Source organism: Pseudoalteromonas sp. bablab_jr011 (assembly GCF_016464045.1).
In the GTDB taxonomy this organism is placed as follows: domain Bacteria; phylum Pseudomonadota; class Gammaproteobacteria; order Enterobacterales; family Alteromonadaceae; genus Pseudoalteromonas; species Pseudoalteromonas lipolytica.
The window spans coordinates 1-21408 of record NZ_JACDWU010000098.1; the positions used below are offsets into that span (position 1 = coordinate 1).

A 21408-nucleotide genomic window follows, 5' to 3' on the forward strand; every position below is an offset into this window, starting at 1 on the left:
GAGTAATCGTATGCGTTTTCGTGCGTTTGGTTCTTTTCGCGAAAGCGCTAAAAGCTGTTCAGCTATGTTTTGGTTCAATGTTATTAACCGGTGATTTTATATAGCCTATATTAGATCAGATATTTAAGCGGAATGGTATAACACCAAAGGAGCAACCTAATCCTAAACCAAGGCCTAAAAGCGAGCCTGTGTATCCGCCAGCACGTTTGGTTATTGCATGGCATGCAGAGCAATGCGGTGGTTTTAAAAGTACGCCGCAGAAGCAGACGTATGTAGGGCAAAAAGAGTTGATCAGTTTATTTAAATATTTATGTATACACAGTGCCTCAGAACCTAAACAAGCATTGGCATTACTCGAAAGCAGTGATCAAGCTTATTATTGGCCTGATGATATAAAACAGTATTTATGGCTACAAAAACAAAGTGTTCAACATAGTCTAAAGGCCAAGCAAGCCAAGCAGGCCTTAACAGAAAAAATGGAAAAAACGTTGTCGTCACTGGCGGCAATTGAACAACAATTGCTGTTACGCGAAGAAACTAAGGAGCAGTAACCATGGCTGAAATAACAAAACCACGCATATTGTTGGTTGATGACGATGCAAGTTTACTGAAATTACTTGCAATTAGAATCGAATCAAAAGGGTATCAAGTTAGCACGGTTGAGAGTGGTCTGGCTGCGCTTCAGCAATTAAAAATGCAAACCTTTGATGCTGTGATTACCGACTTACGTATGGATGAAATGGACGGTATGGCGTTGCACCGCCAGTTGCAAAGTCGCTATCCGTCTATGCCAGTCATTATGATGACAGCGCATGGCTCTATCCCCGATGCAGTTGAAGCAACTAAGCAGGGGATCTTTGCGTTTATTACCAAGCCAGTTGATAAAGATGAGTTATTTGATAGCCTCGCCAAAGCAATCGAGATCCATGGTGTGCATGGTGATGAAACTCCAACGCAAACAAACATAGTTACGCGCAGCGGTGCCATGTTGCACCTCCTTGAGCAAGTAAAGTTACTTGGGCCAACGCATGTTAATGTATTAATTTCAGGGGCGAGTGGCACAGGTAAGGAGTTATTAGCACAGGCGATTCACCAGCATAGTCACGTTAGTGATGGGCCTTTTGTTGCAATTAACTGTGGGGCTGTACCAGGTGAGTTGTTAGAATCAGAATTATTTGGTCATAAAAAAGGTGCGTTTACTGGGGCGGTAAAAGATCACCAGGGTTTGTTTCAACAGGCTCAAGGTGGTACCCTTTTTCTTGACGAAATAGGTGATATGCCACTGAATTTACAAGTAAAGCTATTACGTGTATTGCAAGAAAAAACAATTCGTCCCGTGGGATTTCAAGAAGAAATTCCTATTGATGTACGGATAGTATCGGCAACGCATAAAAACTTACCTGAAGCGATTAATAACCAATTGTTTCGTGAAGATTTGTATTACCGACTCAATGTGGTGAACTTAAAACTTCCTCCTTTGTGTGAAAGACGGGAAGACATAAGCTTGCTGGCACAGCACTTTGCAAGCGTAATAGCAAAACGTATGAATCAAGATGAAAAGCGTTTTGCTAATGACGCAATGCATGCATTGGTGCGTTATGACTGGCCTGGTAATATTCGTCAGTTACAAAACGTGATTGAACAAGTTGTCGCGCTGACCCCAGGTAATGTAATTGCGGTACAGCTAGTTGAAAGCGCGCTCAATAGCAATGTAAGTAATGCAGAGCCATTATCATTAAACGATGCTAAAAAAGAGTTTGAGCGTGACTATTTAATAAATACGCTAAAAATGGCAGCCGGCAATGTTGCAGAGGCTGCAAAGCTTGCAAAACGCAATCGCTCAGATTTTTATAAGCTAATTAAAAAACACAACATTAATGTAGAAAATTTAATCTAGATACAACAAAACCTAGATGCAAAAAAAGGAAAGCGCATGGGGCTTTATTTAGTTTACCTTGGTGGTCGTATACAAGGCTGTCATATCGAAATGCACGATGTTCGATTTGTTGTTGGTGATAAAATTGAAGACACCTACTCAAAGCTAAAAGCGCAGTGGGTGGGTGACAAAGGCAGTGTGCACATGGATAGCTACATGCATATTCAGCACATTGATGGTTACAAAGTAGAGGTGATAGAAGGGGCTCACGAGCAACCTGAAAAGCTTTATTTTGTTAATTTAGGCGCGTATCGAGCAGACAGTCTTGCCGAACAACATGACTTTGCATTGTATGTTGCGCGCAGCAGTGAGGAAGCAAAGCAACGTGCTAAAGACTCTTTGCTTGCAGGGCTGACACATTTGCACAAAGATGATTTACATGACGTAGATGATTGTTTTGCTATCGATTTACTCGATAGCAACTTGACCCTTAAGCTAACACCAAGTGGGCACTCTCAAGCGATGAAACCCGATTGGTTTGGCTATCACGTTTTATAGTGAATTAATTAGTCATCATTCTCGCTTTTACTGGCAACCTTAAAAGCAATGATGACTAAAGCAAACAGTGCAAAAGGGAGTGCAGCAAGTAAATATTCTACAGTATGGCTATCTTGGTAGTTAGGCTGAAGTAAAAAGTGCCCAGCAACACATAACAAGATTGCCACAAACAAAACAGGCAATAAGATTAACTCTTTTTTTGGCGAGTGATTTTTCATTACATAAGGTCAAATTTCAATGGTGGGGCATTGTAATGAGCTAAGTTAAGCTAGGTCAAATAACTTGGTGACTTATATTGCGCTGTATCAACTTTTTTAGTCGGTATTTTCTTTGATTGCTTTTTAGGCTCTGCGGGTTTATCTGTTACATCATTACAATTATAAAGTGCCATTATGAATTCGATTTCTTCACGTTGTAACCTTGATTGCATGATGCCCCCTCGAGTCAAATTTGCCTTTTATAGTACAATATACTAAGCCCGCTAATCTGAATTATTGGTGAATAACTAAGCGTTAAATTGTAATCAAGTGTAACGCTGTCATCGTTGTTTTATAGGCAAACTTACAGTGAACACCACGCCGCTATCATCTGCGATATTTTCAGCCTTGACCTGTCCCTCATGGTAATCACAAATTAAACGAACAATATACAAGCCTAATCCTAAATGGGGTTGTTGCTGATGCTCCTGAGTTCTCACTGATACCATCGAATCAAATATATGATCTACTAAGCCCTCTGGTAACAAAGGGCCTTGGTTCACAATTTTTAGAATAGCGTGCTGTTCGTTTTTAGCTAAACTCACCGTTACTTGGCTGTCAGGAGATTTAAACTCGAGCGCATTATTAATCAGTTTATCAAGAAGTTGGGCAATAAACTCCGGGGCCCCTCGCAGGGGCAGTGGTGATTCATAAAGTGATAAATTAAATAATTTCTCGCCATAAGTAATTTGGTAACCTTGCATGCAGCCAGTGATCACTTGAGTGAGATCAAACGTCTCAGCTTCCACATTTTGAATGCTTTGTTCTAGGCGTGTTGCTTCACTCATTGTGGTTATTATTTTACCTAGTCGCTCAACGCCTTCGCTGGCGCGCGCGAGGTATTTTTGACTAAACTCAGATTGCGGCTGCATTTGTAAGTTTTCAAGCGATGAGCGCACCACCGCAACAGGGGTACGTAATTCATGAGAAAGGCGTGATGACATATTCTCAAGGTAATCGGTATAACCACTTAAGCGGCTGACAATATTGGCAAAACTACGTGAGAGATCACCAATTTCATCATTTGAATCGGTATACGTTATTTTGCCTGTAATTCGGCCTTGTGCATCAATAGCTTGCTCAGCGTTATCACGTAAACGACGAATACGGCTTGAGATCCGTGATGCAAAAAAGAATAAGGTGACAGTACCGACTAGCATGACAGATAAAATAACGTTAAATAGTTTCTCGAGCGATTTATTACGAAGAGTACGCACACCATTGGTGGTTTCTTCTGCGATAACTGCACCAATGACCTTATCTTGAATCCAAATCGGGTAGGCTGCTGATAAGATCACCGCCTTGCTATCGGGAGTTAAACGCCACGATGAAGCGGGTTTCCCGTTTAATGCACTGGCGATATGCGTGCCTTGCATAGCGGCCACATCATGCAAAGTATCAATAAACTCATTTTCAGGGCGAGTTAGTATTTGGTAATAAAGCGGATGCAAGTAATCACGCTCAAATTGTTGCCACCATGTTGTTGCCGGTTTATCTGTGAGTCCATCTGCCCAGACACCATCAGCGTGATGTATAGACCCCGCTTGTGCGAGTACGCGATGGTGGCTATCGACTACCCAAATTCGACTGCCGCTATGGCCCATCCCTTTTAAAATACGGTTTATCTCTGGTGAAGGCACAAGCACCGAGCCAATGTCGTTGGGATTGAGTAGGTTAGACGTTGACATAAGTTGAGGCTCAACTTTGTCATCATCCCAATCTTCAATTGCAAATCCCAGCTTGTTGCCAAGCATGCTTAATGGAAAGCGCAGTTCAATGTTATAGCCCGTTTCTGTGCTTTGAAAATAGCCTTGAATCTTTGTAACAGGCTCGCGGCTGATAGCGTCAAAGGCATTAACCCAGCCATCTTGGCGAGCAGCAATCACGTAATGCTTAAATTCACCTTCGGGGGTCTTTAACATGATTTGTAAGTGATCATTGCGCGTAATACTGAGCGTATTTTTAGCGCGATACACCAACGAGCTATCACGCACCTCAAAGACTGCATACAAATAGTTTTCGTACTTACCAACCATATGACTAAATGCTAAATCAGCGTCTTCGTGCGCGGGGTTTACACGTTGTAAGTAGCGTTTATCGTAATGCCAAAAAAGTGCCCTATAGGGTTGCCAGTCAGCAAGTTTGCCATCAAGTTGAATCGGGTTACTGAGGTTATAGGCATATAAATCACGGCCTTTAACGACCTGATCTAAAAAATTGGTTTGCGAGTCGAATAAGGCTGGCCGTTCATGTAACGCTGTTGCCAGGGCTCGTGTGGTGCCTACGAGTGTTTTTTCTTGGCCCTGCCTTAAAAACTTTTCCATTTCCCAAACATATTCATAGCCAAGCCAAGGTAGTAAAAACAAAAAGCAAGACAGTAAAATAAACTTACTGCGCAAACCAAATCTGAGCATTAAGCTTGCTCCCAGCGATAACCCATACCGTAGACTGTGTCGATACAATCGAAGCTATTATCTAAGGCGATAAACTTTTTTCGGATACGCTTAACATGGGAAGTAATCGTACTGTCATCGACATAAATTTTTGCATCGCTCATTAATTCATTGCGACTTTTTACATGCCCTGGACGCTGCGCAAGTGAATGCACCATCCAAAACTCAGTCACCGTCAAGTCAACAAGCTGATCGTGCCAAAACACTTGCATACGCTGGCTATCTAATTTTAATAGACCACGATGCAGTAGTGCATCTTGATTAGCCGGTTGTTCAAGTGCATCTAAGCGTCTGAATAAAGCCCCAATACGTGCGGCAAGGTGCGCCATACTGATATCTTTTGTTAAGTAGTCATCAGCGCCCATGCGCAGGCCACAGACCGTATCAATTTCACTATCACGCGCGGTTAAAAAGATAATAGGCAAGGTTTTCGAGAGCGATCGTAATGTTTGACATAATAAAAACCCTCCATCAATTTCATGCGCTAAGCCAATGTCCACGATGGCCAAATCTGGTAATGACTGGCTAAACGACAGCTCTGCGCTTGCTCGGTCAGCAAACCCAATGACTTGATAGCCTTGTGCGCTCAACATTTCAGTGTAATTTTCGCGAATGGCTGTTTCATCTTCGACAATGGCTATTTTCTTCATTCTTCCTACTTATTTAGCTTCATAGTCAGCACTATGAATACACTATACCGAAAATTTTACTGTGCGTACTGGCAAAAATGCGATTGCCATTTTTCTGCCACAATTGCTCAGCAGTTTGCCTTTTTTGATCCCCTTTATTGCCATTTCGGCTTGTTTTAATAGCGCTATACCACGTTTGCAACGCCAACCAATAGTTGCCAAACAATTAATGTAAAAGAAAGGATTAAATTATGAAAAAGATCATCATTGCTGCACTTATAACGTCGGCCCTATCAACAAGCCAATTTGTTGAGGCTGCGCCTCAAGCAAAACAAGAAACACCAAAAGAAACAGCTATTGGCCTTAGTGCAGGCGCTGTAGTTGGCGGTTTGATTGGGGGCCCTGTGGGTGCATTTGTTGGCGCATTTGCCGGAGGATTAATCGGTGAAAAAGAAGCCGGTGAGCGTGTTATCGAAGCGCAAAACCAGGCACTTGTTGTTATGCAGCAGCACACCGCAGATTATCAGCAGGTTATTGCTAATAATGCAGTTTTGACTGAGCAACTTGAGAGCTTAAATGATGAGAAAGAGCAATTGCTTCAAGCCCAACTAAATACTTTGCTGGCCATGACCGTTCAATTTAAAACAGGGTCAAGTGAGATAGCCCCGCATTTTGCCAGTCAGCTCGATAAAGTCGCACAGTTACTGATTGAACAACCGCACTTGGCTATCGACTTAAACGGCTTTGCCGACCAACGGGTTGATGAACTCGCTAATTTAATGCTATCTAAGAAACGTGTGAATGCCGTGCAAAGTTATTTAATTAAACAAGGTGTGCCGCACACGCGACTGTCTGCTACAGCATTTGGCGAGAAACAAAGTGTTGCAAGTTCAAATGATTATGAAGATAACGTGTTTGATCGCAGAGTCACACTAACCACACGACCTGTTCAAAACACGCAATTACAGACTGCAAAAAGCAATCGCTAATTCATCTGTCGATGGAGTGACATGTTATGTTGAGTAACCGAACCAAAAGGCTCTTGTCCGTGAGCCTTTTTATCCTACTTTTAGGATATGCTATAAATCCTGCATTAGCCGCTAATGTCAGTGCACAATTACGGTTTTATGATAACTTGCACAGCGAAGTGTCATCAGGCGTTTTAGTCAAAAACGATGTGACGATGACGCTCACAGGTTTAATCAATCATGTGGTTGTTAAGCAGCGTTATCAAAACCCACACCCGTTTGCAGTTAATGCGCGTTATGTATTTCCTTTGCCCGATGAAAGCGCAGTACATGCATTACAAATGCAAATTGGTGAGCGTGTGATTACGGGCAATATTGCACTCAAACAGCAAGCTGAGCAGCAGTTTAAAGAGGCGCAGCAGCAAGGCAAGCGAGCAGCCCTAGTACGTCAGCAACGGGCGAATATTTTCGCAACCGATGTTGCAAATATCGGGGCGGGCGATGAAATTGAAATCACCTTACAGTATCAAGAGATAATTGGTTTTCGTGATGGGGTATTTTCACTGCGTTTCCCAACCACGATTACACCCCGCTATGAGCCAAAAACAGCTCAGCTTAAGCCTCATACAAGCGAAAACCCAGAGCCTAATTCATCGTCAATGTTGAATCAGAGCGCTCTGGCTTCTGCGTGGTTAAAACCGGTGTACCAACGCACAAATAGTCAGCAGGTTGATGCACATTTAAACTTGGCTATTAACATGGATATTGGTTTAGAGCTTAGTGATATAAATGCAAACCTGAGCGGTATGCAAATTGATAACCCACATTTTGGGCGCTATATACTTGCCCTTAATCGCGATGTACCGATGACACGTGATTTTGAGCTGACATTTAAGCCGCTCGACAAAGAGAGTTCACAGGCTGCGTTTTTTAAAGAAGTCGTCAATGGCGAAGAATATGGACTATTGATGCTCGTGCCGCCAGCGGATCATTTTACCGCACAGGCACGCCTCCCGCGTGAAATGGTCTTTGTAGTCGACACGTCGGGTTCTATGCATGGTCAGTCCATGGAGCAGGCAAAGCACGCTTTGTTTTATGCTTTATCGTTACTCGATGAAAACGATAGCTTTAATATTATTGGTTTTGATAATGACGTTACGGCTCTTAGTGAGGCTGCAATGATTGCCAATGACTTTAATATTCGCCGTGCAGAGCGTTTTATATATGGCTTGCAAGCCGATGGTGGCACAGAGATAAGTAATGCACTATCGCGGGTGTTAGATGGCAAACAGCATGATGGTTTTGTGCGTCAAATTGTATTTTTAACCGATGGCAGTGTAGGCAATGAAACACAGTTGTTTTCGCAAATTCAAGCTGACTTAGGTGATAGCCGCTTATTTACCGTTGGTATTGGCAGTGCACCAAATAGTTTCTTTATGACACGCGCTGCTGATATTGGTCGTGGTACGTTTACCTTTATTAGTAGCGCCAGCCAAGTACAGCCTAAAATGCAGCTATTATTCGATAAACTCGCTCACCCAGTTGTAACTGAGCTTGTCTTACATGCAGATAACCAAGAGCTTGAGTACTGGCCATCGCCTTTACCCGATCTTTATTTTTCTGAGCCCGTGTTAGTTGCGGTGAAGTTAGCTGGAAATCAACATGTAACCCTGACCGGGCAGACTCTATCAGGACCCCTTAATATTAACTTATCAGCGAATCACGCGGCGCAAGGTGAGGGCATAGCAAGACTATGGGCAAGGCAGAAAATTAAGTCACTCCTGCTTTATAATGATAAAGACAGCGTAAAGTCAGAAGTCGAAACATTGGCACTTCAGCATCATTTACTCAGTCCATTTACTGCTTTTATTGCTGTTGATAACGTCGCTGGGAACGAAATTGCTAAGCGCTCAGTGCAACTAAGAAATAGGCTGCCGAGTGGAATGACATTGCCACAAACAGATGGGCAAAGTCGTGTATTTATAGTGTTTGGCTTGTTATTGGTATCGTTAGCATGGTTATGGCAATGGCGACGTTAAAAAAGGCCTTACCACTGTGTGTGGGGTTGCTTGGCATTTCACTGCTACTCAATGGCAGTTATATGCAAGCCAAGGCGTGGCTTGCCCAGCATCTGATTGAGTCAGCTTGGCAACATGCTTTGCTGACGCCAAATGAAAAAGTCAGGCCGTGGTTTTACGCTGACGGTTATGTCACAGCACAACTAAATTGGCCTACTCAGCAGCAACGTTTAACTATTTTAGCGGGGGCGTCGGGGCGTAACTTAGCCTTTGCTCCCGGGCATTTCTTACCCAGTGGTGAACTTTCGAGTGACAATGGGGTGTTAATTGCAGGCCACAACGATACCCACTTTGCATTTTTAAAAAATGTGAAAGTGGGCGAGTCGTTTTCTATGCAGTTACAAAACGGCCAAGTCGTGCACTACCAAGTACGCAGTGTTCGTGTCATTCATCAACACGAGCAGGCCTTTTTAATGCAACCCGGTTTGTATTTATTAACCTGTTACCCTTTTGATTCTTTGGCATCGGGTACCGAGTTGAGGTTATTAGTGTCGGCAGACAAGCTCTCATCATCTACGTCAATTTTAAGTTCTTGATGGCGTTGACTGACAATCACGCCCGCAAATACCACACCGATACTTAACCACTGCCAAGTTGTTAGCACTTCTCCCAGTAAGATAGCGGATAAAATTAACGCAAAAATAGGAATCAAATTAGAGTAAGCCGCGGCAGTTAGGACCGATACTTTACTGATGGCATAGTTATACATACCATAGCCGCCTAAGGTCACGCACGAGCCTAAATATAAAATACTCAATAGGGCACTCAAATCATGTTGATTCTCGCTCGGCAGTTCAATAAAGAATAAAAAGGGTGCAAAGAATAGGCTGCCACTAAAGCCTTGTATGGCTATCAGTGTAAGCGGGGAGTAACGTGTTACTAAGTGTTTAACACTGACAGTATAAAAGGCCGCGCAGACCATGGCCATGAGCTCTAAAAAGTTACCCAGTAAAGGGTTTGGCGCTTGCTCGCTACTTGGCGAAAGCAAGGTTAACAAAATACTGCCACCAATACAGAGGGTAAAGCCAACCACAATGGCTTTACTGATGTACTCTTTTAACATTAAGAAAGCTAAAATAGCGACAATAATCGGTAAGCAAGACACAATAACACCCGCTTGCGATGCTGATGTGTATTCAAGCGCATGACCTTCAAATAAGTAATATAAGCAAGGCTCTGCCAGCGACATGCCTATCAAGTATTTCCAGTCGCCTTTTTTAAATTCAAAGCGGATCACAAATCGCCACAAGCATAAACAAATTAAAAGGGTGGTTAACATCCTTAAAAAAATTACCAACACGGGGTCATAAATTGTGATTGCATGCTTTAACGCAATATAGGAACTTCCCCATAAAAAAGTGGCAATTATTAAGCATAAACTGGCAGGCATAGGTGTCGCTTCGTGTGTTAAAAATGAAAAAACGATCCTAGCATGAATTTTTTTAACTTGTTCAAAAACTGTTTGCTGGTATATATAAATTCTCTATTTTATTTACAGAATTAATAACGCAGATGCAAAGGCCACACGTCGTTGTTGTAAAGCTAGGCACAAGTGTGCTGACAGGCGGTACAGACAAATTAGATAAAGCACATATGGTGGAGCTTGTTCGCCAGTGTTGTGAGTTAAAAAAACAAGGTTATCAGGTTGTTTTAGTATCCAGTGGCGCAGTCGCTGCGGGTCGTGAGCAATTAATAACCCCCTGTGGCCGTTCTTTGATCGAAAAACAAATGCTGGCAGCAATTGGCCAAGGTCATCTTATTCATACTTGGCAGAGTTTATTTGCACTCTATGGTATTAATGTTGGGCAGATGCTGCTTACCCGAGCAGATGTTGAAGACCGCGAACGTTATTTAAATGCCCGCGACACACTCAATGCATTGCTTGCGCATAATGTGGTTCCAATCATTAACGAAAATGATGCCGTAGCCACGACTGAAATAAAAGTCGGCGATAATGATAACTTGTCTGCGTTGGTGGCTATTTTAGCAAATGCAGAAAAACTTTTGCTGCTGACCGACCAAGAGGGGTTGTTTACTGGTGACCCGCGCTCTGATGTTAATGCAACTCTCATAAACGAAGTATCACACATTAACGATGAGCTCAGAGAGCTTGCTGGTGGAAGTGGTACAAGTTTAGGAACTGGCGGAATGGCAACTAAACTTCAAGCTGCTGATATTGCTCGTCGTGCAGGCGTTGAAGTGATTATTGCCAAAGGTGCGGGTAAAAATGTGATTTTAAATTGCATGGCTGACAAACTGCCAGGTACTCGGTTTTTAAAATTAACCGCCCCCAAAGATGGTCGAAAAAAATGGCTATTAGCGGGCCCCAAAAGTTCTGGGCAACTGGTGATCGATGATGGTGCCAGTTTGGCACTCCAAGAGCGCGGAGCCAGCCTTTTAGCAAAAGGGGTCAGAGCTGTTAGAGGCCAATTTGAACGAGGTGATGTAATTGAAGTGATATCGAGTGAAGGTCAATGTATTGCAAAGGGGCTCGTTAACTTTAACCATCAAGAAATCGATACAATAAAAGGCTGCCACTCATCACAAATTGCGCAGTTACTTGTGTTTGCACCAAGCAGTGAAGTAATACACAGAGATGATATGATTTTATTATAGTTTTTTAGTAATTTTTATAAATTTAACTACACTAAAGTTACTAATAGTTCTGGGGACTTTTCAATGCAGGCAAACCCTTGTGGACATGAATGGGTTGTGACGATAACACAGCAAGAAGAAGAGCCAGAGCTTGATCAGGCCCTTGTCGATGCGGTGGCAGGGTTAGGAGAGTTTTCGCGGTTTGCTATTTATGTCAATAAATTCTTTAAACCAGGGCTACCTGCACAATTAATTAATAAAGACACCGTGATAGAGAAGCTCTCTGAACACGAGGTCAATGAATTAATAGATAAAGTCAGTCGCAATAAAATCCGCATTAGCCATAACTATGGCTGTATTTATACTTATGTACCTGTTTATTATACGGGAAATGTAGTAGGGGTTTTAGTGATTGAGTCGAATCAAGAGCTCACCGAACGCTGTAGTATGTTAGCAATTTACATGCTAAATATTTACGCTAATCAACTCGCATTGTTGCATAAGTCCCGCCTTGACCCATTGACAGAATTACTTAATCGTCAAACGTTTGATAAAAAAGTGATTGATATCGCGGCGCAAGCGGCGCATGGAGTTACTCACTCAGATGTAAATCACCGCCACTGGTATTTGGCAATGATCGACATTGATCACTTTAAACGTGTGAATGATAACTACGGCCATGTTATTGGTGATGAAGTCATTTTGCTGGTCGCACAATTACTCAAAAATAACTTCCGATTCGAAGATTATGTATTTCGTTATGGGGGAGAAGAGTTTGCCATTTTATTTCAAGCAACCGACGAATGTGATGCGCGCAACGTGTTAAATCGATTTCGTGCGTGTGTCGCTGAGTATCCATTTCCGCAAGTAGGTAGCCTCACTGTAAGTTGTGGTTTTTTGCCTATTTGTGAGTTTGAAATGGTTGCAAGCTTAGTTCAAAAAGCAGATAACGCCTTGTATCATTCAAAGAACATGGGGCGTAATCGCATAACGGCGTATTGCGAATTGGATATTCAAGATAATAAACACAATGATGACTCGATAGAGTTATTTTGAGCCTGTTGCAGCGTGTAGTGCTGTGTTAAAATTGCCCACCTTATTTTATTCAGTATGAGAATGTGAGATGAAGTTTGTCCGCTGGTTGTTAGGCCGCCTTATTTTACTTTTTGATTTTATTTTTACGCCGCGCAGTAAAAAACGTCCTGCTGCAGAGCAAGCACAGCTTGATTTAGTAACATCACAATTTAAGCTATATCAATTCAAAGCGTGCCCATTTTGCGTAAAAGTACGCCGTGCGATTAAACGCCAGGGCTTATCTGTGGAAACTCGTGACGCCAAAGGTAATGAACTCTTTCGCCAAGAGCTATTAGAGCAGGGCGGAAAAATTAAAGTACCGTGTTTACGTATTGAAGAAAACGGCCAAGTAACGTGGTTGTATGAATCAAACGATATCATTGCTTATTTAGATAAAGTCGCTGCATAAAGCGGCTTTTCACTTCGATAATAGCTCATGCTGTGCTAGCATTTGGGCAAATTTTTAATTGTCTTTTGAGAGATATAACCATGACAATTCGCACCCGTGTTGCTCCTTCACCAACAGGTGATCCGCATCTAGGTACTGCTTACATCGCTTTATTTAACTACTGCTTTGCAAAACAGCAAGGTGGGGAGTTTGTTTTACGTATAGAAGACACTGACCAAGTGCGCAGTACAGCTGAATCAGAGCAAGCTATCATGGATAGCTTACGTTGGTTAGGCTTAAACTGGGATCATGGTCCTGATGTGGGCGGTGAGTTTGGTCCATACCGTCAATCTGAGCGAAGTGATTTATACAAAAAGTTTGCGCATCAGTTAGTTGAGCAAGGCAAAGCATTTTATTGTTTTGCAACTAGCGAAGAGCTAGATCAAATGCGTGAAGAACAAATGGCTGAGGGTTTGCGTCCTAAATATGATGGTCGTGGTTTAAATCTATCAGACGATGAAATCAAAGCGAATCTTGACGCGGGTAAGCCGTACGTTATTCGTATGAAGATCCCAAGCGACGGCACGTTTAAGTTTAACGACTATCTTCGTGGCGAAATTGAGATCCCGTGGGAAAACGTAGACATGCAAGTGTTGCTGAAAGCCGATGGCTTCCCAACGTATTTCCTTGCTAACGTTGTTGATGATCACCACATGCAAATTAGCCATATTTTCCGTGGTGAAGAGTGGATCAACTCAGCGCCTAAGCTATTAAAATTATACGAAGACTTCGGTTGGGAAGCGCCTGTACTTGGTCACTTGCCGTTACTTCGTAACCCAGATAAATCAAAGTTATCAAAGCGTAAAAATCCAACTTCAATCAATTACTACAAAGAAATGGGTTACCTGCCAGAGGCACTATTGAACTATTTAGGCCGCATGGGTTGGTCAATGCCTGATGAACGTGAAAAGTTCACGCTAGATGAGATGATTGAACACTTTGATATGAAACGTGTTTCTCTGGGTGGGCCTATTTTCGACGTGGATAAGCTTAGCTGGTTAAACGGTATGTGGATCCGTGAAAACTTGTCAGATGCTGAATTAATGCAACGTTTTGTTGATTGGAAATTTAATACTGAGTTATTCGCTAAAGTATTACCAGAAGCAAAAACACGTATTAATACGTTATCAGACATGGTTGATCTTGCCGGTCATTTCGTGGGCGGTATTCCAAGCTATGATCCTGCGTTGTTAACGGCTGGTAAAGCGGGTGAAGATGCAACACGTCAAGCACTGCAATTCTTCATCTGGCAATTAGAAGGCTTACGTACATGGGAAAAATCAGCGATTTTTGCCATAGCGAAAGAAGTTGCAACGTTCCATGAGCTGAAGATTAAAGATTTTCTTGAGCCGATTTTTGTCGCTATTACGGGCAAAACATCATCAACATCGGTACTTGATGCAATGGAAATATTAGGCTCAGACCTGTCGCGTGCGCGATTACGTGTTGCACTTTCGCACATTGGCGTGTCAAAAAAGCAAGCGAAAAATATTGAGCGCGCTTACCGCGATTACCCGCAAGCTTAAAAATTATTACGCTTTAAAAACCGAGCTATATGTCAAGTGACCCCCAATAGTTGGACATTCCAATTACTGGGGGTTTTTTTATATTTAAATCAAAGTTAACGCAGATTTAACTATGTAAATAGGTACTACTCTAATAGTATTAAACATGTACAACTTATCACTTGTAGGAATATCTTAATTAAGCAGTATAAGGTGGCTGCAAGCGAGGGATTTTTTAAGCTGAAGTGAATGCTTCGGTTAATTTTCAAGGAGAAAGTGATGTTCAAATACTTATTGGTCTGTTTGACCTTTTTTGGCATTAGTATGTCGAGTTTCGCTGCTGATAAACCCAATGTGCTTATTATTTGGGGTGATGATGTTGGTATGTGGAATATTAGCGCTTACCATCGTGGCATGATGGGAGGTAGCACACCTAACATAGATAGCATTGCCAATGATGGCATGATATTTATGGATCATTACGCACAGGCCTCGTGTACGGCTGGTCGTGCTGCATTTATTACTGGTCAGTACCCAATGCGTACCGGTCTTAGTACGGTAGGTCTACCTGGAGCACCACAAGGTTTGCAAAAGAAAGATCCAACGTTAGCAACGATGCTTAAATCTAAGGGGTATGTAACAGGGCAGTTTGGTAAAAACCATTTAGGTGACCTTGATGAACACTTACCAACAAATCATGGTTTTGATGAATTTTTTGGTATTTTGTACCACCTCAATGCGGGTGAATACCCAGAACAGCAAGATTATCCACAAGACGCCAAAACACAAGAAAAGTTTGGTCTAAAAATGCGTGGAGTCATTCATTCAAAAGCGCTTGCTAATGGTAAACAAGAGGTTAAAGATCTTGGCCCATTTGGTAAAGAACGTCAGCGTAATTTAGACCAAGAAGTGCTTGTTGAATCAAAACGTTTTATTCGTGATGCAGTAAAACAAAATAAGCCTTTCTTCGTTTGGCATAACACCACACGGATGCATTATCAAACTAACCTTAATAAAGCGTATGACGGTAAAACAGGGTTTGGTTTATATGCTGATGGTATGGCTGAACTGGATGATGATGTAGGAGAGCTGCTTAACTTACTTGATGAGCTTAAAGTATCTGATAATACAATAGTGATGTTTTCTACCGACAATGGAGCTGCATCAAACTCATGGCCTGATGGTGGCAACCAGCCGTTTCATGGTGAAAAAGGTGTTGGTGGCTGGGAAGGTGGTTTCAGAGTTCCTATGCTTGTTAAATGGCCAGGCCATATTCCAAGTGGTGTAAGCACGGGTGAGTTTATGACCATGGAAGATTGGATACCAACGATTATGTCATGGCTCGGTGATAAAGACCTAAAAGCTAATTTGCTTAAAGGTACAAAAATTAATGGCCAAAAGTATAAAGTTCATTTAGATGGCTTCGATCAAAGTGATATCTTGTTGAATAATGGTAAAACAAACCGTAAAGAGTTTTATTATTTTACCGAAACGACTTTCCACGGTATGCGTTACGGTGATTGGAAGTTAATTTTCACAGAGCAAGAGCATTGGTTCAGATCTTCGCAACAAGCCCTTACTACACCTTATATCATTAACCTAAAAATGGACCCATTTGAGCGCTTCATTGATGCAAGGGGTTACGATGAGTGGGCAGAAAACCGTAGCTGGATTTTAGGCCCTGCAGGTAATCAAATTTCAGAGTTTGTAAAAACCTTTAAGGCTTTCCCGCCTAGCCAAGAGAGCATGTCAGTACAAGTGGATAGTGTCGCTGAAATGATTTCAAAGCAAGCGCTAAACCGCTAACAATATAGGCTTTACCAGGGCACGACGTTGCGACATCGCAGTTTTGTTCGTCACTGGTAAAGCTTTTACAGCTTTCAACCCCGTAGCCATTGCCGCCTCTATTTACCCCCTCACGTTTTAACTGCTCAATAGCAATACTCTATTTATCGCTGTTGGATTGTAACCGCTAGATTGCACTGAACGTTGCCCTAGGCAGCTAAGTTCTTCAACATCGCCAAAATAATATGCATCACTTTGAATAGCTTGTTCTTCACTTATAAATTCCTGTATTCGCTACTTTTCGAATTCATAAGTAAACAAATTAGGGGACTGTTAGTCTTAAACCTATGTTGCCGCAGGCAGATAAAGTTGAAAAAGTGGTGAGTAAAACGAGCAGTCGAGTGATGTCTTTTTCACTTTAACTAAGTTCTATTGTTCTATCGCTAAAAGCATGACTTTGTTGTTAAAAATTGAGGCTAATATTGAATCAATACATCCATTTATGCACTTTGGTTAGTCTTAAATGGGGTTGAAAATGTAACTAAGCTTGAATCTTTGTTAACAGTGTCGATTTTTTGCGTCTTAAATAAAAGTAGAAATTTTCACATTTAGAGAGTGTTCATTAAATTTCGATTAGCGTTATGGCTTGTTTTATAAGCTTAAATTTGATTTTGTCGTTATTTTGGTAATTTATTTGTTAAGGTTAAGTACAAAACGCTACAACTAAGTTGATTAATTTGTTTCATGGGTGTGATTGAATAACGGTTAAGTTTTGAAATGGATATTCATAAAACTTAAATAATTATTCAAATAACTATCCAGGAATTACTTATGCAAGTAAAAACACTCTCAATTGCTGTCGCTGCGGCTCTTTACAGTGCCAGCGCAGCCTATGCGACTGGTATTGAAGCTAATAACAACGCAAATAAATTACAAGCACCTAATATTACATTCGATGAAGTAAAAGCACTTTCAAATAAAGTTCATGACGCTAGTTCAGAAACAATGTTGCAAAACAATGGCTTGAACGTAAAAATAAATGCACAAACAAGAAAGTTCGTTGAAGAAGGCATCACAGGCGAAAGTATTTATATTGTAAAACTTCGTGACAATGCCGTTGCATTAGAAGCAAGAGATATTCAATCTCCACTTGCTCGTAGCTTGCAACAACAAGGTGTAAGCAAGATTTTTGAACACGGTAAGCCGTCTTCTCCTGCTGTAATCGACTATCAAAATAAGTTATTAACTAAGCAGCAATCGGTAATGCAGAGCGTGGCTTCAGTAACAGGCCGTACAGAAATGCGCCGCCAGTTTACTAAAGCAATCAATGGTTTCTCAGTAAAAATGACAGAAGCCGAAGCGCGTAGAGTGTCAGAGCTAGGCTCTGTTTCATCTGTTATGCGTTCAAAGAATTATGACCTTTTATCTGATGAAGGCCCTCGTCATATTGGTGCAGACCAAGTGTGGAATGGTACGAGTGTACCAAGCGGTATCAAAGGCAAAGGTGAAGGGCAAATCGTTGGTATTATCGATACCGGTATTAATTCAGATCACCCGTCTTTTGCAGAAGTTGGCGGCGACGGTTATGTTCACACTAACCCGCTCGGCGATGGTAACTTCTTAGGTGACTGTGTTGACGATGCAGAGTTCATCCAATGTAATAATAAATTAATCGGTGTACGTTCTTATGACATGATCACCGATGTGTTCTCTGAAATTATCCCAGGCTGGCCTGCAATTGGTGAAGATTACCAAGGGCATGGCTCGCACGTTGCGTCAACAGCAGCGGGTAACGTAGTTAAAAACGTACCATTAGTCACTGTTGGTGCTGGTGACAAATCAGATGGCATGGTGATTAAAGAAGATCTCTTCCCAGAAATTTCGGGTGTGGCACCGCATGCAAATATTATTTCTTACCAAGTGTGTTACCCATCAAATGATATCGGTGCGAATGGCTGTCCGGGCGAAATATTACTAGCAGGTATCGAAGATGCGATTTCTGATGGTGTTGATGTTATTAACTTCTCAATTGGTGGTTCAGATTCAAACAGCTGGACAGACCCAGTACAACTTGCATTTTTAGCAGCACGTGAAGCGGGTATTAACGTTGCGGCTGCGGCTGGTAACAGCGGACAAGGGTGTGGCAGCGCAGAGTGTTTCGGCTATTTGGATAACTCATCACCTTGGCTTGCGCAAGTTGCAGCAACGACGCATGGTCGAAGTGTTGTGATTGAAACGCCGGTTGAATATGCAGGCTTTGCTGACGCATCAATGGGCTCTGAAGTGCCAAGCTGGTCAGAAATGGGTCTAACAGGTGGCTCACTTAACCAAACAGACATCACGGGTGTCGTTGTGTGGGCTAAAGACTATGCTGATGTGAATGGTGTTAAAGATGCGAATGGGTATTGTACTGCTGACTACCCAGCTGGCACATTTGACTTTTACAAAGATGGCTCGCCAATTGTGGGTGCTGCAGAGGGTGAAACTAACGTAATCGTTATTTGTCAACGCCATGACCCTCAAGACCCTAATGCTAATGCACGTGGTGCAAAGTCTGATCATATCAAAGCAGGCGGAGCAGATGGTTTCATTATGTTTAACCGTAATAGAGACCAAGGGACAGTTGCTGAAGGCTACTCACTTCCAAGTGTTCACTTTACTTATGATCAGTGGAATGGTGTATACCCAAATGATGGTTTAGAGGATTGGGTTGATAGCTTCTCTGAAAAAGGCCACATGATCACCATTAAAGCAACCAATGTTGAGCGTATAGTTAATGCTGAAGATGCTGATTGGTTAGCGCCATTCTCTTCTCGTGGTCCGTCGTATCCAAACCGTGAAGTATTGGCTCCAGCCCTTGCAGCGCCAGGTGTTGACATTTATGCGGCTTACGCTGATGAACATCCATTTGTTGCCACACCATACGGCACTGATTACTCAAGTTCTAGTGGTACATCAATGGCATCACCGCACGTTGCAGGTGCAATGACATTGCTACGCCAGGTACACCCAGATTGGTCAGCAACTGAAATTCAATCAGCATTATCAATGACTGCTGATAACGTGGTGAAATATCATCGCTTGAACAATGAAAAAGATACCATCGGTGAAGCGTCAGTTTACCGTGCTGGTGCGGGTCGTATTAATGTTGCTAATGCAGCTAAAGCCGGTTTTGTCATGGATGAGTCTGCGGAAAACTTTATTGCAGCAAACCCTGACAGTGGCGGTACACCACATAAGTTGAACATGCCAAATCTTGTTAATTTCTCATGTAAGCCGGAGTGTCAGTGGGTGCGTACCATTACTGCCACCGAAGATGGTACATGGACAGTAAGCAACGAAGAAGTTGTGAACTGGAATTTCGACATGAATAAGCAAATTCCACAAAATGGTATCAACTTTGAAATTACCCCTAATAAGTTCTCTCTAAAAGCGGGTGAAACACAAACCATTATTGTTAAAGCATCAATCATGGAAACGCAAGATTGGTCAAGTAACTCAGAAGTAGAGCTGCACAGCAACCTACTGTTTAAAGCAGAAGAAGAGAACATTCCTGATGCGCGTTGGCCTGTTGTATTCAAATATGATCGTGGTGATTTACCAGCGAACCTAACAACCGTTGCACACTCTGATAAAGGCAGCTACGTTGTACAAGGCGTTGAGTTACCAGTTGTTTCATCACCTGTTGCACAAGCATATATGCCAGTTGAAGCAACCATAGATACGTTTGAATTACCAAAAGATAAAGACAATTTCTTCCCGTGGGCTTCTAATCGTACGGTTGAAGTAGACCCCGCTGATATACTTGATGAGGCTACCTATTCTAAGTTCATCACTGTGCCAGCTGATTCTAAACGTTTAGTCGTTGAAGTTGTGGGCGTAGAGTCTGAACTTGAAGGAAACTCTGACCGTGCTAACCCGCTTGTCTACATTGGTAAAGACTACAATGGTGATGGCGAAATTCAGATTGAAGATGAAATCTTGTGTGTCTCTGGTCACGTTGTTTATAACAACTTCTGTAATATCAATAACCCAGAAGAAGGTGAATATTGGGCCGTTATTTATAACCCAGCGAAACAACGTAACCCTGACTTTATCGAAAAAATTCAAATTGCAACAGCCGTTGTTAGTAATGATGTAGCGGATACGCTTGACGTTACACTTCCTGCAAGTGATGGCGTAAACCCAGTTGATATGACAATCAATTGGGATATGAACATGAATGCAGGCGGTATTTACTACAGTGCAATCGACGCTGGCACATCAACCGTAAATCCAGATAATCTAGGGACTATTCCACTTCGCATTGAACGTGGTGTTGATGTTGTTGACGTAGCCGTAGGCACTGAAGCAGCTAAAGTCGGTGACTTAATTCCTGTTAGCTTTAATGTACTTGCGAATAACTCGGGTGCCGACCGTGAGTTCTCATTTGATATTGATGCGCCTGCAGGATTAAATTTCCACTCTGACCGCATTGAAATCTCAAGCACATCAGATGTGGATGCTGAAGTTGTTGACGGTAAACTTGTTATCTCGGGTGTACAACCAGATACACGAGATGTTCAACCTGATTACCTTGTTACTAACAATGTAACCGATGAAATGTGTCGCCTTCCAAGTTTTGGTAATTCAAACCCAGGTGGTTATGTTAACTTATCTGATTTTGGTATTTTCCCAATGTTGTCGGGTTTCCAAGAAAATGGTCAAGCTAACTATGGCCGTGGTTGGATTATTCCAGTTAACACCTTATTCAATGGTGCATACGATAAAGTAAGCCTGTTTAATAATGGTGATGAAGTAAATATGTGGAATAACTTTATCCAAGTTAAAGGGATTGGTACGGTTGATACGTTAGGTGCGCGTTACCTTGTTCCGGCACATTTACGCTTCCCTTACAACAATGTTCCATACGAAAATATGGCACCACTTTGGCGTGGTTGGTCTATCACTGAATCATCTATCACCAAAGATGTTCTCTCTGTAGGTCTATCTGCATCTGAAGGTATCTCACTGGCTTCAACGGCAAATGGTTGGGCTATTAGGCTTTGTTTCCTAAATCGATTCAGCGAGCAAAGCTCCTCATAATCGTTTGAATATTAAACTACACGGTAAGTTTCAGGCATGCCTAGCCCAGTGAGTTTGTTCAACGCCTTTATCATCGCGTAAGTTTCTCCTACCTGAC

Annotated in this window: 16 protein-coding genes and 1 pseudogene; 12 read left to right on the forward strand and 5 right to left on the reverse strand. The window is 42.1% G+C overall.

The window, feature by feature from the left end; all coding sequences use genetic code 11:
- Window positions 1-152 precede the first annotated feature (152 nt).
- The 3 genes and pseudogenes from JIG41_RS04380 to JIG41_RS04390 form a co-directional block, all read left to right on the forward strand.
- A pseudogene (locus tag JIG41_RS04380) lies at window positions 153-551 on the forward strand (hypothetical protein); the annotation flags it as partial.
- A 2-nt stretch (window positions 552-553) separates the two neighbouring features.
- Window positions 554-1897: a sigma 54-interacting transcriptional regulator gene (locus JIG41_RS04385; RefSeq protein ID WP_065978059.1), complete on the forward strand. Its 1344-nt coding sequence runs from the start codon at window positions 554-556 to the stop codon at window positions 1895-1897.
- Window positions 1898-1933: 36 nt separating this feature from the next.
- On the forward strand, window positions 1934-2434 hold the full coding sequence (locus JIG41_RS04390) for a DUF1543 domain-containing protein (RefSeq protein WP_036970673.1): 501 nt from the start codon (window positions 1934-1936) through the stop codon (window positions 2432-2434).
- A gap of 8 nt (window positions 2435-2442) precedes the next feature.
- On the opposite strand, the gene JIG41_RS04395 is transcribed toward JIG41_RS04390, so the two are convergent.
- The 4 genes from JIG41_RS04395 to pdsR all read right to left on the reverse strand — a co-directional run bounded on the left by JIG41_RS04395 (window position 2443) and on the right by pdsR (window position 5794).
- Entirely contained in the window at window positions 2443-2652 is a 210-nt protein-coding gene (locus JIG41_RS04395) for a hypothetical protein (RefSeq protein WP_036970671.1), read from the reverse strand.
- A gap of 50 nt (window positions 2653-2702) precedes the next feature.
- Complete coding sequence (locus tag JIG41_RS04400; RefSeq protein WP_155950844.1) at window positions 2703-2864, reverse strand: hypothetical protein; 162 nt, start codon at window positions 2862-2864, stop codon at window positions 2703-2705.
- Window positions 2865-2972: 108 nt separating this feature from the next.
- Window positions 2973-5105 (reverse strand): proteobacterial dedicated sortase system histidine kinase, encoded by a 2133-nt coding sequence (pdsS, locus tag JIG41_RS04405; RefSeq protein WP_199524306.1) that lies wholly within the window; start codon window positions 5103-5105, stop codon window positions 2973-2975.
- The gene (pdsR, locus tag JIG41_RS04410; protein WP_036970667.1) at window positions 5105-5794 is read right to left on the reverse strand and encodes a proteobacterial dedicated sortase system response regulator; all 690 of its coding nucleotides are present in this window, start codon (window positions 5792-5794) and stop codon (window positions 5105-5107) included. Before pdsR ends, pdsS begins: the two co-directional genes overlap by 1 nt.
- Before the next feature lie 230 nt (window positions 5795-6024).
- Here pdsR and pdsO point away from each other — a divergent pair, with 230 nt between their 5' ends.
- From pdsO to JIG41_RS04425, 3 genes are read left to right on the forward strand one after another with little or no spacing between them, the layout of a single operon-like run.
- Window positions 6025-6762, forward strand: a complete 738-nt coding sequence (pdsO, locus tag JIG41_RS04415) for a sortase-associated OmpA-like protein PdsO (protein WP_199524307.1) — start codon at window positions 6025-6027, stop codon at window positions 6760-6762.
- Between the two features lie 26 nt (window positions 6763-6788).
- Window positions 6789-8780, forward strand: coding sequence for a marine proteobacterial sortase target protein (locus JIG41_RS04420; RefSeq protein WP_199524308.1), 1992 nt, complete (start codon window positions 6789-6791; stop codon window positions 8778-8780).
- The gene (locus JIG41_RS04425) at window positions 8768-9355 is read left to right on the forward strand and encodes a class GN sortase (protein WP_075594533.1); all 588 of its coding nucleotides are present in this window, start codon (window positions 8768-8770) and stop codon (window positions 9353-9355) included. Before JIG41_RS04420 ends, JIG41_RS04425 begins: the two co-directional genes overlap by 13 nt.
- On the opposite strand, the gene JIG41_RS04430 is transcribed toward JIG41_RS04425, so the two are convergent.
- A complete protein-coding gene (locus JIG41_RS04430; RefSeq protein WP_036970658.1) occupies window positions 9262-10209 on the reverse strand; it encodes a DMT family transporter in 948 nt (315 codons plus the stop codon). The genes JIG41_RS04425 and JIG41_RS04430 overlap by 94 nt on opposite strands.
- Window positions 10210-10331: 122 nt before the next feature.
- Here JIG41_RS04430 and proB point away from each other — a divergent pair, with 122 nt between their 5' ends.
- From proB to JIG41_RS04460, 6 genes are all read left to right on the forward strand, one after another.
- Complete coding sequence (gene proB / locus JIG41_RS04435) at window positions 10332-11435, forward strand: glutamate 5-kinase (protein WP_036970656.1); 1104 nt, start codon at window positions 10332-10334, stop codon at window positions 11433-11435.
- Window positions 11436-11498: 63 nt separating this feature from the next.
- A complete protein-coding gene (locus JIG41_RS04440; RefSeq protein WP_036970652.1) occupies window positions 11499-12470 on the forward strand; it encodes a GGDEF domain-containing protein in 972 nt (323 codons plus the stop codon).
- 67 nt (window positions 12471-12537) lie between these two features.
- Window positions 12538-12897 (forward strand): glutathione S-transferase N-terminal domain-containing protein, encoded by a 360-nt coding sequence (locus tag JIG41_RS04445; protein WP_036970649.1) that lies wholly within the window; start codon window positions 12538-12540, stop codon window positions 12895-12897.
- An 80-nt stretch (window positions 12898-12977) separates the two neighbouring features.
- Complete coding sequence (gene gltX / locus JIG41_RS04450) at window positions 12978-14462, forward strand: glutamate--tRNA ligase (RefSeq protein WP_065978065.1); 1485 nt, start codon at window positions 12978-12980, stop codon at window positions 14460-14462.
- A gap of 258 nt (window positions 14463-14720) precedes the next feature.
- Window positions 14721-16247 (forward strand): arylsulfatase, encoded by a 1527-nt coding sequence (locus JIG41_RS04455; protein ID WP_081759736.1) that lies wholly within the window; start codon window positions 14721-14723, stop codon window positions 16245-16247.
- Window positions 16248-17057: 810 nt separating this feature from the next.
- The gene (locus tag JIG41_RS04460) at window positions 17058-21311 is read left to right on the forward strand and encodes a S8 family serine peptidase (RefSeq protein ID WP_199524309.1); all 4254 of its coding nucleotides are present in this window, start codon (window positions 17058-17060) and stop codon (window positions 21309-21311) included.
- Window positions 21312-21408: the final 97 nt, after the last annotated feature.

Excerpts from the sequence above, each read along its gene's own strand:
- JIG41_RS04385 (WP_065978059.1), top strand. The coding sequence starts at position 554 with ATGGCTGAAATAACAAAACCACGCATATTGTTGGTTGATGACGATGCA.
- JIG41_RS04390 (WP_036970673.1), top strand. The coding sequence starts at position 1,934 with ATGGGGCTTTATTTAGTTTACCTTGGTGGTCGTATACAAGGCTGTCAT.
- JIG41_RS04395 (WP_036970671.1), bottom strand. The coding sequence starts at position 2,652 with ATGAAAAATCACTCGCCAAAAAAAGAGTTAATCTTATTGCCTGTTTTG.
- JIG41_RS04400 (WP_155950844.1), bottom strand. The coding sequence starts at position 2,864 with ATGCAATCAAGGTTACAACGTGAAGAAATCGAATTCATAATGGCACTT.
- pdsS (WP_199524306.1), bottom strand. The coding sequence starts at position 5,105 with ATGCTCAGATTTGGTTTGCGCAGTAAGTTTATTTTACTGTCTTGCTTT.
- pdsR (WP_036970667.1), bottom strand. The coding sequence starts at position 5,794 with ATGAAGAAAATAGCCATTGTCGAAGATGAAACAGCCATTCGCGAAAAT.
- pdsO (WP_199524307.1), top strand. The coding sequence starts at position 6,025 with ATGAAAAAGATCATCATTGCTGCACTTATAACGTCGGCCCTATCAACA.
- JIG41_RS04420 (WP_199524308.1), top strand. The coding sequence starts at position 6,789 with ATGTTGAGTAACCGAACCAAAAGGCTCTTGTCCGTGAGCCTTTTTATC.
- JIG41_RS04425 (WP_075594533.1), top strand. The coding sequence starts at position 8,768 with ATGGCGACGTTAAAAAAGGCCTTACCACTGTGTGTGGGGTTGCTTGGC.
- JIG41_RS04430 (WP_036970658.1), bottom strand. The coding sequence starts at position 10,209 with ATGCCTGCCAGTTTATGCTTAATAATTGCCACTTTTTTATGGGGAAGT.
- proB (WP_036970656.1), top strand. The coding sequence starts at position 10,332 with ATGCAAAGGCCACACGTCGTTGTTGTAAAGCTAGGCACAAGTGTGCTG.
- JIG41_RS04440 (WP_036970652.1), top strand. The coding sequence starts at position 11,499 with ATGCAGGCAAACCCTTGTGGACATGAATGGGTTGTGACGATAACACAG.
- JIG41_RS04445 (WP_036970649.1), top strand. The coding sequence starts at position 12,538 with ATGAAGTTTGTCCGCTGGTTGTTAGGCCGCCTTATTTTACTTTTTGAT.
- gltX (WP_065978065.1), top strand. The coding sequence starts at position 12,978 with ATGACAATTCGCACCCGTGTTGCTCCTTCACCAACAGGTGATCCGCAT.
- JIG41_RS04455 (WP_081759736.1), top strand. The coding sequence starts at position 14,721 with ATGTTCAAATACTTATTGGTCTGTTTGACCTTTTTTGGCATTAGTATG.
- JIG41_RS04460 (WP_199524309.1), top strand. The coding sequence starts at position 17,058 with ATGCAAGTAAAAACACTCTCAATTGCTGTCGCTGCGGCTCTTTACAGT.